General features: G+C 63.6%; 14 protein-coding genes. 4 read left to right on the top strand and 10 right to left on the bottom strand.

What is annotated here, in order from left to right:
• Window positions 1-5: 5 nt before the first annotated feature.
• From ssuD to LT40_RS16985, 5 genes are all read right to left on the bottom strand, one after another.
• On the bottom strand, window positions 6-1,154 hold the full coding sequence (ssuD, locus tag LT40_RS17005; protein ID WP_043192280.1) for an FMNH2-dependent alkanesulfonate monooxygenase: 1,149 nt from the start codon (window positions 1,152-1,154) through the stop codon (window positions 6-8).
• 76 nt (window positions 1,155-1,230) lie between these two features.
• The gene (locus LT40_RS17000; RefSeq protein WP_043192279.1) at window positions 1,231-2,196 is read right to left on the bottom strand and encodes a sulfonate ABC transporter substrate-binding protein; all 966 of its coding nucleotides are present in this window, start codon (window positions 2,194-2,196) and stop codon (window positions 1,231-1,233) included.
• Window positions 2,197-2,301: 105 nt separating this feature from the next.
• Entirely contained in the window at window positions 2,302-2,895 is a 594-nt protein-coding gene (gene ssuE, locus LT40_RS16995) for an NADPH-dependent FMN reductase (protein ID WP_043192278.1), read from the bottom strand.
• A gap of 244 nt (window positions 2,896-3,139) precedes the next feature.
• Window positions 3,140-3,778, bottom strand: coding sequence for a peroxiredoxin (locus tag LT40_RS16990; RefSeq protein WP_043192277.1), 639 nt, complete (start codon window positions 3,776-3,778; stop codon window positions 3,140-3,142).
• 152 nt (window positions 3,779-3,930) lie between these two features.
• On the bottom strand, window positions 3,931-5,271 hold the full coding sequence (locus LT40_RS16985) for an OprD family outer membrane porin (RefSeq protein ID WP_043192276.1): 1,341 nt from the start codon (window positions 5,269-5,271) through the stop codon (window positions 3,931-3,933).
• 475 nt (window positions 5,272-5,746) lie between these two features.
• On the opposite strand from LT40_RS16985, the gene tauA reads away from it, so the two are divergent.
• From tauA to tauD, 4 genes are read left to right on the top strand one after another with little or no spacing between them, the layout of a single operon-like run.
• Complete coding sequence (gene tauA, locus LT40_RS16980) at window positions 5,747-6,667, top strand: taurine ABC transporter substrate-binding protein (protein WP_420329699.1); 921 nt, start codon at window positions 5,747-5,749, stop codon at window positions 6,665-6,667.
• A gap of 28 nt (window positions 6,668-6,695) precedes the next feature.
• Window positions 6,696-7,532 carry a taurine ABC transporter ATP-binding subunit gene (gene tauB / locus LT40_RS16975; RefSeq protein ID WP_052393453.1) on the top strand — a complete coding sequence of 279 codons (837 nt, stop codon included), beginning with the start codon at window positions 6,696-6,698 and terminating at the stop codon, window positions 7,530-7,532.
• Complete coding sequence (gene tauC / locus LT40_RS16970) at window positions 7,529-8,359, top strand: taurine ABC transporter permease TauC (protein WP_043192274.1); 831 nt, start codon at window positions 7,529-7,531, stop codon at window positions 8,357-8,359. Before tauB ends, tauC begins: the two co-directional genes overlap by 4 nt.
• Window positions 8,360-8,390: 31 nt before the next feature.
• Window positions 8,391-9,224: a taurine dioxygenase gene (tauD, locus tag LT40_RS16965; protein ID WP_043192273.1), complete on the top strand. Its 834-nt coding sequence runs from the start codon at window positions 8,391-8,393 to the stop codon at window positions 9,222-9,224.
• A gap of 36 nt (window positions 9,225-9,260) precedes the next feature.
• On the opposite strand, the gene gcvH is transcribed toward tauD, so the two are convergent.
• From gcvH to LT40_RS16940, 5 genes are all read right to left on the bottom strand, one after another.
• Window positions 9,261-9,644: a glycine cleavage system protein GcvH gene (gcvH, locus tag LT40_RS16960; RefSeq protein WP_043192272.1), complete on the bottom strand. Its 384-nt coding sequence runs from the start codon at window positions 9,642-9,644 to the stop codon at window positions 9,261-9,263.
• Between the two features lie 44 nt (window positions 9,645-9,688).
• Window positions 9,689-10,771, bottom strand: coding sequence for a glycine cleavage system aminomethyltransferase GcvT (gcvT, locus tag LT40_RS16955; RefSeq protein ID WP_043192271.1), 1,083 nt, complete (start codon window positions 10,769-10,771; stop codon window positions 9,689-9,691).
• Window positions 10,772-10,938: 167 nt separating this feature from the next.
• Entirely contained in the window at window positions 10,939-12,564 is a 1,626-nt protein-coding gene (locus tag LT40_RS16950; RefSeq protein ID WP_043192270.1) for an ABC transporter permease, read from the bottom strand.
• Between the two features lie 144 nt (window positions 12,565-12,708).
• Window positions 12,709-13,710: an extracellular solute-binding protein gene (locus LT40_RS16945; RefSeq protein WP_043192269.1), complete on the bottom strand. Its 1,002-nt coding sequence runs from the start codon at window positions 13,708-13,710 to the stop codon at window positions 12,709-12,711.
• Between the two features lie 120 nt (window positions 13,711-13,830).
• Complete coding sequence (locus LT40_RS16940) at window positions 13,831-15,048, bottom strand: 2-octaprenyl-3-methyl-6-methoxy-1,4-benzoquinol hydroxylase (RefSeq protein WP_162473370.1); 1,218 nt, start codon at window positions 15,046-15,048, stop codon at window positions 13,831-13,833.
• Window positions 15,049-15,065: the final 17 nt, after the last annotated feature.

The following is a 15,065-nucleotide window of genomic DNA, read 5'->3' as shown; positions in this document are numbered from 1 at the left end:
GGGTCTCAGCGCTTGGCGGCGGCCTTGGGCAAAATGTCGTTGGCGACCATTTCACCGAAAGGGCTGACGTAGTTGGCGCCGGTAGGAGCCTCCGGGCGTTGCACGTCCAGGTGCGGAAACAGCAACTCGGCCACGCGGTACGACTCCTCAAGGTGCGGATAGCCGGAGAAAATAAAGGTATCGATACCCAGCGCCGCATACTCCTTGACCCGTTCGGCCACGGTCGGACCGTCACCGACCAGCGCGGTACCCGCCCCGCCGCGCACCAAGCCGACGCCGGCCCACAGGTTGGGGCTGACCTCCAGCTGGTCCTTGCTGCCACCGTGCAAGGCGGCCATGCGCTGCTGACCCACCGAGTCGAAGCGCGCCAGCGAGGCCTGGGCGCGGGCAATGGTGTCGTCATCGACATGAGCGATCAGTCGTTCGGCGGCCTGCCAGGCTTCTTCGTTGGTTTCCCGCACGATCACGTGCAGGCGGATCCCGAACCGCACGGTGCGGCCGAGCTTGGCCGCCTTCTCGCGCACCTGGGCGATCTTCTCGGCCACGGCAGCGGGCGGTTCGCCCCAGGTCAGGTACATTTCCACCTGTTCGGCAGCAAGGTCCTGGGCAGCGTCGGAAGAGCCGCCGAAATACAGCGGCGGCCGGGGTTGCTGCACCGGTGGATAGAGTAGCTTGGCGCCCTTGACGGTGAGGTGCTTGCCATCGTAATCGACGGTCTCGCCTTCCAGCACACGACGCCAGATGCGGGTGAACTCCACCGATGCTTCGTAGCGTTCCTCATGGGTGAGGAACAGCCCGTCGCCGGACAATTCGTCCGGGTCGCCACCGGTCACCAGGTTAAACAGCGCACGGCCGTTGGACAGCCGGTCCAGGGTCGCGGCCTGGCGTGCTGCCACGGTGGGCGAGATGATGCCTGGGCGCAGGGCCACGAGGAATTTCAGGCGCTGGGTGACTGGAATCAACGAGGCCGCCACCAGCCATGAGTCTTCGCATGAACGCCCGGTCGGGATCAGTACGCCGCCGTAGCCGAGGCGATCGGCGGCCTGGGCGATCTGTTGCAGGTACCCGTGGTCGACTGCCCGTGCACCTTCGGAGGTGCCCAGGTAATGGCCGTCGCCGTGGGTGGGAAGAAACCAGAAAATATTGAGGCTCATGGAGTTGTCTCCTGACGTGGCTCGGAACCGGCGCCTGCGCGCCGGTGAAGTTGTGCGATGGCTGCAACGCCGCGATTCACGGGGCCTTGGCTACGTTGGCCGGTGGTGTCCAGATCACATCCTGGATGCGCAGCGGCTTGGGGATCAGCTTGAGCTGATGAAAGCTGTCGGCGATCTTCTGCTGCGCGGCAACGGTCTGCAGGTTGAGGAACTGCGCACCGTAACCCTGGCGTTTCACCGAGGTCAGGGTGATGTCGGCCGGCAGGCCGAGCAACGGCGCGACCTGGGCGGTGACTTCTTCGGGATGCGCCTTGGACCACTCACCCACCGCGCGGACTTCTTCGACCAGTGCCGTGATCACCTCGGGGTGCTTCTCGGCGTAGGGCTTGGTGGCCAGGTAGAACTGCAGGTTGTCGACGATGCCTTGACCGTCACGCAGGGTGCGAGCCTGCAATTGCTGCTCCGCGGCCGCCTGGTAGGGGTCCCAGATGACCCACGCATCGACGCTGCCGCGCTCGAAGGCGGCGCGTGCATCCGACGGCGGCAGGAAGACGGTCTGGATGTCGGAGTACTTGAGCCCCGCCTCTTCCAGCGCGCGCACCAGCAGGTAGTGCACGTTGGAGCCCTTGTTCAGCGCGACCTTCTTGCCTTTGAGCTCACTGACCGAGCGGATCGGCGAGTCCTTGGGCACAAGGATCGCTTCACTGGTCGGGGCCGGTGGCTCATAAGCCACGTATAGCAGATCGGCACCGGCCGCCTGGGCGAACACCGGCGGAGTTTCTCCGGTCACGCCGAAATCGATCGAGCCGACGTTGAGCCCTTCGAGCAGTTGCGGCCCGCCGGGAAACTCGGTCCATTTGACGTCCACACCCTGGGCTGCCAAGCGCTTCTCCAGCGTGCCCTTGGCCTTGAGCAGCACCAGCGTGCCGTATTTCTGATAACCGATGCGCAGGGTTTCAGCCTGGGCCTTGGTGATGGCGCCGAACGACACAGCCGCAGCAAACAGTGCGACCACGCCACGACGCAAGAACAGGGTGCGCATGGCACTCTCCTTCTGCAGGGGGAATTGGGTTGCACCTGCTTGCCCGTTGGCGGGCGAGTAAGGTGGGTACAGCGAAAGGTCCAGCGGCCGCGAAGGCGGTCGGAATCAGATGCTCCAGCGGGCACTGCGCAGGCTTTGCGTGAGCAGGGCCGGGTCATGGGTCTGCGGTCGGCGCAGCAGGAATGCGTGGAACTCCTGCAAGGCGCTTTCCAGCCGCTGCTCGAGAGCCGGTGCCAACTGGGCTGCGACGCCGCCTTCGCCATAGGCGATCTGACTGTCGTCGGCAAAGATGCCCTGAAGCATTTCCTGGGCCTTGAGCGAGGCCAGCACCGGCTTGAGTGCGTAGTCCACGGCCAGCATGTGGGCGATGCTGCCACCAGTGGCGATGGGCAGGACCACCTTGTTGCTCAGGGCACGCTCGGGCAGCAGGTCCAGCAGCGTCTTCAGCGCGCCGGAGAACGAGGCCTTGTACACCGGCGTGGCAACCACGAGGCCATCGGCCTTGCCGACCAGTTCGATGAAGAGCAGCACGTGCGGGCTGTCGAAACGAGCGTGCAGCAGGTCTTCGGCCGGGAAGTCCCGTACCTGGAAGGTCACCACTTCGACGCCTTGACGCTGCAACCACTGCTTGCTGCGCTCCAGCAGTACACCGGAGCGCGAGCGCAGGCTGGGGCTGCCGCCCAGAGATACGACCAGCATGGGGTAAATCCTTGAATAGCGAAGTCGGAGCGCTTCTGGAGAAGTCGCCGGAATGAAGGGAACAGTAACAGGCAGGATTTATATCTTTAAATCATATTTATTCATTTGGTTATTCGATAAAAACATATCCACGTCACCTCATCCCCTGTAGCAGCGGCGCAAGCCGCGTCGGCTGTAAACGTGGTACATCAGACGCACCGCAAAATGCCGGACGCGGCTTGCACCGCTGCTACAGGGGAGGTGCTCAGCGGTTTGGCTGTGGGGTCAGGCGCAGGTACGGCTTCACCGCTTTGTAGCCCTTGGGAAAGCGCTGCTTGATCTCTTCTTCGTCCTTGAGCGAAGGCACGATCACCACGTCGTCGCCATCCTGCCAGTTGGCCGGAGTCGCCACCTTGTGGTTGTCAGTGAGTTGCAGCGAATCGATCACCCGCAGGATTTCGTGGAAATTACGCCCAGTACTGGCCGGGTAGGTGATGGTCAGCCGTACCTTCTTGTTCGGATCGATGACGAACAGCGAGCGCACGGTCAGGGTGTCGTTGGCGTTCGGGTGGATGAGGTCGTAGAGCTCGGACACCTTGCGGTCGACATCGGCCAGAATCGGGAAATTCACGGTCGTGCCCTGGGTCTCGTCGATGTCGCCGATCCAGCGGTGGTGGGACTCGACTGGATCGACCGACAAGGCAATGGCCTTGACGTTGCGCTTGGCGAACTCGTCGGCCAGCTTGGCGGTGAAGCCCAACTCGGTAGTGCAAACGGGCGTGAAGTCGGCCGGGTGCGAGAACAGCACGCCCCATTTATCTCCCAACCACTGGTGAAAGCTGATGCTGCCTTGGCTGGATTCCTGCTGGAAATCAGGGGCGATGTCGCCGAGTCGGATGGTCATGGTGCTGCTCCTGGACTGTTGTGCGCATGACTGTGCACCGAGCGGCCGGGAAACAAAAAGAATGGATGGTGATGGCGCTAGGCGAATCTGGAATAACGCCCCGCCACAAACGAAAAAGCCCGCACGAGGCGGGCTTTTTCCAACGGCACGTATTACTTGAAAGCGTACGTGTAGTTGAAGATCAGACGGGTCTGATCGGTGTTGGTGCCCACGTCGCTGCGGTAGGTACCGTTACGCAGGGTGGCGCCGAAGTTCTTCAGCAGACCGCTCTGGATCACGTAGTCGACGCGCATGTCGCGTTCCCACTCCGAGTTGCTCGAATCGCCGGTACCGGCTGCCTTGATGTCATCGGCATGCAGGTAGGCAACCGAAGCTTTCAGGCCCGGTACGCCGATGCGGCTGAAGTCGTAGGAGTACTGGGCGAACGTGGTGTTCTCGCCAGCACGGGTGAAGGAGTTGATCATGCTGTCGGTGAACAGGTAGACGCTGGAGCCACCGTTGCCTTCGTTGCGACCGTTGCCATCGACCACGTTGCCGTTGTTGATGAACGGCATGCCGCCATCATCGCCCACCTGCTGGTAGCCGGCGGTGACCGCGTGGCCAGCCAGGCTGTAGGTGAAGATCGCAGTCCAGGTCTTGTTGTCGATCTTGCCAGGGTTCTTGGCGTAGCCGCTGTTGTTGTTGAAGCGGTAGCCGACGTCGCCGTTCTTGCCGTCGGAACGGCTGTCGAAGTAGCGCAGGTCAGTCTTGAACGACTGATCTTCACCCAGTGGCAGTACGTGCACGGCGCCCAGGAAGGTCTGCTTGTAATAGTCTTCCAGCTGCGCATGGTAGACCTGCAGGGTCAGGTCCTTGGTCACTTTCCAGTCCACACCGCCGAACTGGAAGTTGTTGGAGTCCTGAGTGGCACCGCCGACGCCCAGGCCCGAATAGTTGCTGGTGGCACGGCCCGCGGACTTGTTCAGTCGACCGGCGGTGAAGGTGAAGTTGTCCAGGTCCTTGGAAGTCAGGATACCGCCCTGGTACACAGCAGGCAGCAAGCGACCATCGTTGGATACCAGGATTGGCAGGTTGGGCTGCAGTGCGCTACCCACCTTGAGTTCGGTCTTGGAGAACTTGACCTTGCCGTTGGCGCCCAGACGCGACCAGGACTTCTCAGCCGAGCCATCGCTGTCGCTTGGGAAGAAGGTGTTGGCATTCGGGTGGTGACCACGGCCGCCGTCCAGGTGAATACCGGTCATGGCCTGCACGTCCAGACCGAAGCCGACGGTGCCGGCAGTGTAGCCAGAGAGGAAATTGAAGAGGAAGCCCTGAGCCGACTCTTCCTGGTCGTTCGCGGTGCCTTCACGGGTGTCGTTGCGGAAGTACATGGTCCGCGAGCTCAGCGTTACCTTGCTGGCGTCGAGGAAACCCGAGGGTGCCGGATCGGCGGCGTAAACACTGGTGGAGATGCTGGCGAGCGCGATGGCTACGGCGAGCGACTGCTTGTACATGTGATGCTCCTCTGGTTTCTAATTTTTGTGGTGTCTTTGGTCGGGGTCTGGCGCCCCTTGTCCGCCGATGCGCGATTAGCGCTAAAGCGTGACCAGTTAGTCAATGTTTACAAGCCGATTCGAGACCTTGGTCTAAGCCAAACTCTGGGTGCCGAGATTAACGAAATTTTCACAAAACCAAAAAGCATTGTTTCAATTTTTTTTAGAATTTAATCGCATAACAGCCTGAACCTTCCAAACCAAAAAGTTCAATCCAGTTGCCAAACATAAGCTAATTCCCAAACGGTATTTCAAAGCCGTTTCTTATATCGTTTAGATTCCCCATCGCCAGTTGATCTGGCACCCGACTTTTCATACGCCGAAGACGCGCGCTTGAAGGTCCCTCGCCACCCGACTCTTGCAAAAGGCAGCCACCATGGCCAAGCAGCGCTTCGCACGAAAACTGTTCACCACTTTGGCCCTGACGGGTCTGGCCATGGGCATCCAGGCCGCGCCGCTGACCGTCGGCTACCAGACCGGCATAGACCCCAGCAAGGTGCCCCAGGCCGACGGCGTCTATGAGAAAGCCATTGGCGAGAAGATCGACTGGCGCCGCTTCAACAGCGGGCCGGAAGTGGTGACGGCGATCGCCTCGGGCGATGTGCAGATCGGCAATCTGGGGTCGAGCCCGCTGGCAGCTGCCACTTCACGCAAACTGCCCATCGTCGCCTTCATCGTTTCGGCGCAGATCAATTCCGCCGAGGCCCTGGTGGTGCGCAACGGCAGCGGTATCGACAACCCTCAGCAACTGGTGGGCAAAACCATCGCCACGCCGTTCGTTTCCACCTCCCACTACAGCTTGCTCGGTGCGCTGAAGCACTGGGGCCTGGAAGGCAAGGTCAAGGTGGTCAACCTGCAACCGGCCGAGATTGCCGCCGCGTGGAAGCGAGGCGACATCGATGGCGCATTCGTCTGGTCGCCGGCCTTGGGCGAGATCCGCAAGAGCGGCAAGACCCTGACCGATGCCGCGCAGGTCGGGCAATGGGGCGCACCGACCTTCGAGGTCTGGGTGGCGCGCAAGGACTACGCCGAGAAGCACCCTGAAGTGATCGCCAAATTCGCCAAGGTCACCCTGGATTCGTTCGCCGACTACGCGAAGAACCAGGCGCAGTGGACCGCCGACTCCGAGCCGGTGCGCAAGATCGCCAAGCTGACGGGCGCCAATGCCGCGGATGTTCCCGACCTGCTCGCCGGCTCTACCTATCCCGACGCCGAGGCCCAGGCTTTGGAAGCGCTGCTGGGCGGTGGCACTGCCAAGGCGGTGGCCAAGACAGCCGAGTTCCTCAAGGAGCAAGGCAAGCTGGAAGCCGTGCTGCCCGATTACACGCCTTACGTCAGCGCCAAGTTCGTTCAGTGATCCCGCACACGCCCAACGGAGTCCGACCGTGGCCCAATTGATTCTCGACCGTATCGGCGCCCACTACCCGGGCGCCGCGCAGCCGGTGCTGCAGGACATCTCCCTGAGCCTGGGCCCGCAGCAACTGTGCGTGGCGCTGGGTCCGTCGGGCAGCGGCAAGACCTCGCTGCTCAACCTGATCGCCGGTTTCGTGCCGCCCAGCAGTGGCCGCATCACGCTGGACGGCGTCGCGGTGAAGGGCCCAGGGGCGGACCGTGGCGTGGTGTTTCAGGATGACGCCCTGCTGCCTTGGCAGGACGTGCTGGCCAATGTCGCCTTCGGCCTGCAACTGGCGGGCATCGGCCGCGCCCAGCGTGAAGCGCGGGCGCGTGAAATGCTCGCGCTGGTCGATCTGGCCGGTTTCGCCGAGCGGCAGGTGTGGCAACTCTCCGGTGGTCAGCGCCAACGCGTGGGCCTGGCCCGAGCGCTGGCGGCCGATCCGCAGGTACTGTTGATGGACGAGCCGTTCGGCGCACTGGATGCGTTCACTCGCGAGCAGATGCAGGAACTGCTGCTGCAGGTCTGGCAACGAACCGCCAAGCCGGTGTTCCTGATCACTCACGACATCGAAGAAGCGGTGTTCCTGGCCACCGATCTGATCCTGCTGGCGCCCAATCCGGGGCATGTCGAGGAACGTCTGAGCCTGGACTTCGGCCAACGCTACGCCGCCGGCGAGAGCGCCCGGGCGATCAAGTCAGACCCCCGATTCATCGAGACCCGCGAGCACGTGCTGACTCAGGTTTTTGCACAACGAGAGTTTGCACAACGTGGATGTGCACAGCGTCTTTCCCCACAGGGCACCACCGCGCACGAGGAACTGGCATGAGCCTCTATTCAACCCAAGCCATCGACAGCGCTCGCGCACCCGCTGCGCGCCGACCCTGGCGTCTGAGTACGCAAGCCATCAGCACGCTGACCCTGGCCGGCGTGCTGCTGCTCTGGTGGGCCGTCACTGCCACCGAATTGATCGAGCCGCTGTTCCTGCCCTCGCCCGGCGCGGTGCTGAGCAAAGCCTGGCTGCTGGCAACCCAGGGCTATATGGACGCGACATTGTGGCAACACTTGGCCGCCAGCCTGGGTCGCATCGGCCTGGCGCTGTTTTTTGCCGTGCTGTTCGCCATTCCGGTCGGAATTGCCATCGGCCACAACCGCATCGCCCAGGGCATTCTCGACCCGCTGATCGAGTTCTACCGGCCCATTCCGCCACTGGCCTACCTGCCGCTCATCGTGATCTGGTGCGGCATCGGCGAGACCTCGAAGGTGCTGTTGATCTACCTGGCGATCTTCGCCCCGATCGCCATTGCCACGGCCACCGGCGTGCGCAACGTCGATCCGGCCCGCCTGCGCGCCGCACAATCGCTGGGCGCCACCCGCGCGCAGCTGATTCGTCACGTGATCGTGCCCAGCGCCCTGCCCGAGATCCTCACCGGTATCCGCATCGGCCTGGGCGTCGGTTGGTCGACCCTGGTCGCCGCCGAGTTGATCGCCGCCACCAGCGGCCTGGGTTTCATGGTGCAGTCGGCCGCGCAGTTTCTGGTCACCGATGTGGTGGTACTGGGCATCCTGGTGATCGCGCTGATCGCCTTTGGCCTGGAAATGGGCTTGCGCGCCCTGCAACGACGGCTGGTGCCCTGGCACGGCCAGAGCCACTGAATCACCGACTTCACCAACAGAGCTGACCAACATGACTCTGCACATCACCCCCCTGAGCCCCACCATCGGCGCGGTCGTCGCAGGCGTCGACCTCAGCCGCGAACTGACCCCGGCCCAGCAACGCGAAATCGACGCCGCGCTGCTCGCCCATCAGGTCTTGTTCTGGCGCGACCAGCCGCTGACGCCGGCCCAGCAGGCCCGGCTTGCGCACCAATTCGGTGACCTGCATATCCATCCGATCTACCCCAGCGTGCCGGGGCAGCCCGACGTGCTGGTGCTCGACACCGCCGTGACCGATGTGCGCGACAATGCCATCTGGCACACCGATGTCACCTTTCTCGCGGAACCGGCGATGGGCGCGATACTGACGGCCCAGCAAGTACCGCCCTACGGCGGCGACACCTGCTGGGCCAGCGGGATCGCTGCGTTCGAGGCCTTGTCTGCACCGTTGCAGACCTTGCTCGACGGCTTGACTGCCACCCATGATTTCGCCAAATCGTTTCCACTCGAGCGCTTCGGCAGCGATGCCCAGGCACTGGCACGCTGGGAGCAGACGCGCCAGCAGCATCCGCCGCTGTCGCACCCGGTGGTGCGGACCCATCCGGTCAGCGGGCGCAAGGCACTGTTCGTCAGTGACGGCTTCACCACACGCATCAACGAGGTGTCGGCGGCGGAAAGCCGGGCGCTGCTGGACCTGCTGTTCGCCCACGGCACGCGGCCCGAGTTCTGTGTACGCTGGCAGTGGCGCCAGGGGGACGTGGCATTCTGGGACAACCGCGTGACCCAGCATTACGCGATCGACGACTACCGACCGCAGCGACGCGTGATGCATCGAGCGACGATATTGGGGGATCGACCGTTCTGAACGGGCAGGGGCTGCGGAGGCCGCCCCCGCTGACCGTCATTCGCCAATGGCAGCCTTGTAGCCGGCAGCATCGAGTAGCTTGTCCAGCTCATCGGAAGCGCTTGGCTTGAGCTTGAAGAACCAGGCGCCATACGGATCGCCGTTGACGCTCTCGGGCGCGTCGGCAAGTGCCTCGTTGATGGCAACCACTTCGCCACCTACCGGCGAGTAGATATCGGACGCCGCTTTCACCGACTCGACCACACCGGCTTGATCGGCGGCCGCGAACACCTTGCCGACTTCCGGCAGCTCGATGAACACCACGTCGCCCAACGCTTCCTGTGCGTGATCGCTGATGCCCACGGTCACTGTGCCATCGGCTTCCAGACGTGCCCACTCGTGGCTTTCGGCAAAACGGAGTTCAGCAGGGATATCGCTCATAACATTGTCCTCAACAAGGGTCAGCGGCCAGCCCGCCATATTATTCAGATCAGGGTTCTACCATGCCGGACGAAGGTCGGCTTGACCACCCGTACCGGGTACCATTTGCCACGTATCTCGACTTCCGCACGGTCCGCGGTCGCCATCGGCACGCGCGCCAGGGCAATCGACTTGCTCAGCGTAGGTGAGAAACTACCACTGGTGATCTCCCCTTCGCCAACTCCGGCGATCCGCACGACCTGATGCGCGCGCAGCACGCCGCGCTCCTCCAGCACCAGACCGACCAGTTTCATCGCCGGTCCGACGGCGCGTTCGTGCTCCAGCGCCTCACGCCCGACGAAGGCACGCGACGCCGGTTGCCACGCCACACTGCCGGCCATGTTCGACGCCAATGGCGAGTGCGCCTCGTCCATGTCCTGGCCATACAGGTTCATGCCGGCCTCCAGGCGCAGCGTATCGCGCGCGCCAAGCCCGATGGGCGGGATGCCGGCACCGATCAGTTCGTTGAAGAAGTCGGCCGCCTGCGCCGCCGGCAAGACGATCTCGAGACCGTCTTCACCGGTGTAGCCGGTGCGTGCGATGAACCAGTCGCCATGGTGGCGCCCTTCGAAGGGTTCCAATCGCAGCAGCAATTCGCGACGCTGGCTGCCCAACAGATCGGCGACCTTGCGCCGAGCCTCGGGCCCCTGCACCGCCAGCAGCGCCAACTCGGGACGTTCGCGCCACTGCACATCGAATCCGTCTGCGTGGGTGCTCAGCCAAGCCAGGTCCTTGTCGCGGGTGGCGGCATTGACCACCAGGCGGTAGCCATCCTCGGTGAGGTAGGCGATCAAGTCGTCCACCACTCCACCCTGCTCATTGAGCATGGCGCTGTACAGGGCCTGGCCGGCCTGCGCCAGGGCGGCCACGTCGTTGCTCAGCAGGTATTGCAGGAACGCCCGGGCATCCGGCCCGTGGATATCGATCACGGTCACATGCGACACGTCGAAGACGCCGCAATCGCGACGTACCTGATGATGCTCCTCGACCTGCGAGCCGTAATGCAGGGGCATGTCCCAACCGCCAAAATCGACCAGCTTTGCGCCGAGGGCAAGATGCAAGTCATACAGAGGCGTACGCTGTCCCATGGGTTTCTCCTTCCGGGCGTGGCGAAAGCGCAGGCGGATTGTCCTTGGTGCCTGCGCCGGATGCGGCGCATTGTAGCGACAAGGTCGCGGTATAACATCTGTAGCGACAAGGTCGCGGTGGTGATATCTGTAGCGACAAGGTCGCGGTGTGACATCTGAAGCTTGGATCAGTGAGTTCGACCCAACTGACGCGCCGAACGCCGAATCAACCCGATGACCGGCAGCAGGCCGACCAGCACCAGGGTCAGGGCCGGCAGCGAAGCACGTGCCCACTCGCCTTCGCTGGTCATTTCGAAGACGCGCACCGCCAGCGTATCCCAGCCGAAAGGACGCATCAGCAAAGTGGCCGGCATCTCCTTCAACGTGTCGACGAACACCAGCAGCGCTGCGCTGAGCGTGCCAGGCAGCAACAGTGGCAGGTAGACCTTGAAAAACAGCCGCGGACCGCCCACACCCAGGCTGCGTGACGCTTCGGGCAAGGACGGACGAATCCGCGCCAGGCTGCTTTCCAGCGGCCCATAGGCTACTGCGATGAAGCGAACGAGGTAGGCGACCAGTAATGCCGCCACACTGCCCAGCAGCAATGGCCGACCGGCACCGCCCAGCCAGCCGGACAACGGCACGACCAGCTCGCGATCGAGAAAACTGAAAGCCAGCATCAGCGATACCGCCAGCACCGACCCCGGCAAGGCATAGCCCAGGTTCGCCACCGCCACGCCGGCGCGAATGCCGGGCGTGGGCGCCTGACGCCGCGCAAACGCCAGCAACAGGGCCACGGTGACGGTGATCAGCGCAGCCATGGCGCCCAGGTACAAGGTATGCAGGATCAACTCGCGGTAGCGCTCGTCGAGGTCAAAGCGCCCACGTTGCCAGCACCACACGACCAACTGCAGCATGGGCACGACGAAGGCACAGGCGAACACCAGCGCACACCAGCCGCTGGCCAGCCACGCCTTGAGCCCGCTCAGCCGATACAACGCCTGCCCACGCGGCCGCTCGTTGGCCGCGTGATCCTGGCCACGCGCCCGGCGTTCGCCATAGAGCACCAGCATCACGGCCAGCAACAGCAGGCTGGCCAGCTGCGCTGCGCTGGAGAGGCTGAAGAAGCCGTACCAGGTCTTGTAGATGGCCGTGGTGAAGGTGTCGAAGTTGAACACCGCCACGGCACCGAAATCGGCCAGGGTTTCCATCAATGCCAAGGCGACACCGGCACCGATGGCGGGCCGGGCCACGGGAAGAGCCACTCGCCAGAAAGCTTGCCAAGGTGATTGGCCAAGCATGCGCGCCGCTTCCATCAAGCCCTTGCCCTGGGCCAGGAACGCGGTCCGCGCCAGCAAATAAACGTAGGGGTAGAACACCAGCACCAGCACGATGATCACCCCGCCCGTGGAACGCACCCGCGGCAGGCGCAGGCCGCTGCCGAACCACTCGCGCAGCAGGCTCTGCACGGGGCCGGCAAAATCCAGCAGCCCTACGAACACGAAGGCGAGCACATAGGCAGGGATGGCGAACGGCAGCATCAGCGCCCAGTCGAGCCAGCGCCGCCCGGGAAATTCACACAGGCTGGTAAGCCAGGCCAGGCTGACGCCGATCACCGTCACGCCACAACCGACGCCCACCACCAGGGTGAGCGTATTGCCCAGCAGACGCGGCATCTGCGTGTCCCACAAATGGGACCAGATCTGCAGGTCGATGTTTTGCCAAGACAGCGCCAGCACGCTCAGCGGCAACAGCACGAGCCCGACCACAGCCAGAACCAGCGGGTACCAACGGCGTTGGACGGAAGAGGACAATGGACTCACTCGTGGTTTTCAGATTGCGGGCTACTCATGCGCCGTTCGCGGGCAGAGACCCGCTCCCACACTGAAAGCACAAAAGCACCTGTTCTTCTGTGGGAGCGGGTCTCTGCCCGCGAAGGCCGCACCACCGATGTCAGCTCAGTTCCACCCGGCACGGTCCATCAACCGGATCGCTTCGGCCTGACGCTTGCCCGCCACTTCCACGGGCAGTGTGTCGGCCTTGAACTTGCCCCAACTGGCGACTTCCGCAGAGGGAGCCACCGCCGGATTGGCCGGAAATTCCTGGTTCACCCCGGCGAAGATTTCCTGCGCCTGCGGCCCGGTCATCCACTCGACCAGAGCGATGGCCGCCTGTGGGTGCGGTGCGTACTTGTTCAGGCCAATGCCCGACAGGTTCACGTGAACGCCGCGATCGCCCTGGTTAGGCCAGAACAGCTTCACGCCCAGATCCGGCTGCTGCTTGTGCAGGCGGCCATAGTAGTAACTGTTGACGATACCCACATCGCACTGCCCGGCATCGATAGCCTGCAGCACGGCGATGTCATCGGAGAACACGTCGGTGGACAGGTTGTTTACCCAGCCCTTGAGAATCTGCTCGGTCTTCTCGGCGCCGTGGGTCTCGATCAAGGTGGCGGTCAGGGACTGGTTGTACACCTTCTTCGCCGTCCGTAGGCACAACCGCCCTTCCCATTGCTTGTCGGCCAGCGCCTCGTAGGTGCTCAGCTCCTGCGGCTTGACGCGTTCGCTGGCGTAGGCAATGGTCCGCGCGCGCAGGCTCAAGCCGGTCCACTGGTGGGACGCGGCGCGGTATTGGGCAGGAATGTTGCCATCGATGACGGTGGAATTGATGGGCTGCAGAATGCCCATCTGCTCGGCCTGCCACAGGTTGCCGGCATCGACGGTCAGCAGCAGGTCGGCCGTGGCGTTCCGCCCTTCGGCCTTGATGCGTTGCATCAACGGCGCTTCCTTGTCGGTGATGAACTTGACCTTGACCCCGGTTTTCGCGGTGTAGGCGTCGAACACCGGCTTGATCAGCTCGTCGATGCGCGAGGAATAGACGACCACTTCATCGGCAGCGTGGGCGTTGCCACCCAGCAGACAGAGCGCCAGTGCAGCGAAGAGACGTTTGCGCGCCATCATGAGGGAACCCTTGCCGTTCGAGTGAGGCGAAATGGTAGTGAATCACATTTAGCTTCTCAACCGAACTCGGGGCTCAGGCGTTACCAAATGTTGCAAGCAGTCGCCGTCCTGTGGACGTTTTCAGCGGCGCGCGAGCGCCGGCAGGTCACCCGTCAGCCCCAGCGCCTGGCGCACAAACAACGCTTTGGCTTCCGGCAGTTGCTCGACCCATTTCAAGCCCGTGTTGCGCAGCCAGCGCAGTGGCAGCGGATCGGCCTGGAACAGCCGCTCGAAACCTTCCATGGCTGCCATCAGCGCCAGGTTGTGAGGCATGCGTCGGCGCTCATAGCGCGTCAGCACCGGCAGTCCCGCCAGGCGCTCACCGCGCTGTCGGGCATGGATCAGTTCTTCGGCCAGCACCGCGGCGTCGAGCAGGCCCAGGTTGACCCCCTGCCCGGCCAGCGGATGGATGGTGTGCGCGGCATCGCCGATCAACGCCAGGCCGGTTTCCACATAGCGCTTGGCATGTCGCTGACGCAACGGGACGCACAAGCGGGCATCGGCAGCCATGACCTCCCCCAGGCGCCCCTCGAAGGCCTGCCCCAGCGCTCGGCAGAACGCCGCGTCATCCAGCGCCATCAGGCGTTCGGACTGCTCCGGCGTGGTCGACCAGACGATCGAGCACCAATGCTTGCCATCACCGCGCTGCAAAGGCAGAAAGGCCAATGGTCCCTCGTCGGTGAAGCGTTGCCAGGCCGTATCGCGATGGCCCTCGGCACACTGCACGCTGGTCACGATGGCGTGGTGCAGGTAGTCCCATTCGCGGGTCTCGCAGCCTGCCAGTCGGCGCACCGCCGAATGCGCACCGTCCGCAGCGATCACCAGCGGGGTGCGTACGGTCTGGCCACCGGCGAGAGTCAACAGGCGATCGTCGCCGGAATAGCGCAGCTGCTCCAGTCGCGCATTGGCCAGCAGGCGGATTTCGCTGTCCTGCAGACGTTCGAGCAAGGCGTCCTGAACCACGCGGTTCTCGACGATATGGCCCAGGGTGTCGGCATGCACACTGGCGGCGGAAAAATTGATCTGACCCGTGCCGCTGCCATCCCACACGCACATGTGGCCATAAGGATTGGCACGCCGCCCCTGAATGCCATCCCAGGCGCCCAAGCGCTGAAGAATGCGCTGGCTGGCCATGGACAGCGCGCTGACGCGCGGCTCGAAAGCCGCCTGGGCGTCGAAAGGCTTGCTGGTCAGCGGCCCGCCGTCGATCAGCAGGATGTCCAGGCCGCTGTCACGCAGGGCAAGCGCCAGTGCGCTGCCGACCATGCCCGCGCCGACGATGACCAGGTCGGCGCGCAACTCATTGGTGTGGGTCA

The sequence above is a fragment of the Pseudomonas rhizosphaerae genome (assembly GCF_000761155.1).
In the GTDB taxonomy this organism is placed as follows: domain Bacteria; phylum Pseudomonadota; class Gammaproteobacteria; order Pseudomonadales; family Pseudomonadaceae; genus Aquipseudomonas; species Aquipseudomonas rhizosphaerae.
This window is presented reverse-complemented; position numbering and strand designations above follow the sequence as displayed.

Bases quoted from the DNA above. Each gene is read 5' to 3' on its own strand.
- gcvH (WP_043192272.1), bottom strand. From the start codon at position 9,644: ATGAGCGATATCCCTGCTGAACTCCGTTTTGCCGAAAGCCACGAGTGG.
- LT40_RS17000 (WP_043192279.1), bottom strand. From the start codon at position 2,196: ATGCGCACCCTGTTCTTGCGTCGTGGCGTGGTCGCACTGTTTGCTGCG.
- tauA (WP_420329699.1), top strand. From the start codon at position 5,747: ATGGGCATCCAGGCCGCGCCGCTGACCGTCGGCTACCAGACCGGCATA.
- ssuE (WP_043192278.1), bottom strand. From the start codon at position 2,895: ATGCTGGTCGTATCTCTGGGCGGCAGCCCCAGCCTGCGCTCGCGCTCC.
- LT40_RS16945 (WP_043192269.1), bottom strand. From the start codon at position 13,710: ATGATGGCGCGCAAACGTCTCTTCGCTGCACTGGCGCTCTGTCTGCTG.
- gcvT (WP_043192271.1), bottom strand. From the start codon at position 10,771: ATGGGACAGCGTACGCCTCTGTATGACTTGCATCTTGCCCTCGGCGCA.
- tauC (WP_043192274.1), top strand. From the start codon at position 7,529: ATGAGCCTCTATTCAACCCAAGCCATCGACAGCGCTCGCGCACCCGCT.
- LT40_RS16990 (WP_043192277.1), bottom strand. From the start codon at position 3,778: ATGACCATCCGACTCGGCGACATCGCCCCTGATTTCCAGCAGGAATCC.
- LT40_RS16985 (WP_043192276.1), bottom strand. From the start codon at position 5,271: ATGTACAAGCAGTCGCTCGCCGTAGCCATCGCGCTCGCCAGCATCTCC.
- ssuD (WP_043192280.1), bottom strand. From the start codon at position 1,154: ATGAGCCTCAATATTTTCTGGTTTCTTCCCACCCACGGCGACGGCCAT.
- tauD (WP_043192273.1), top strand. From the start codon at position 8,391: ATGACTCTGCACATCACCCCCCTGAGCCCCACCATCGGCGCGGTCGTC.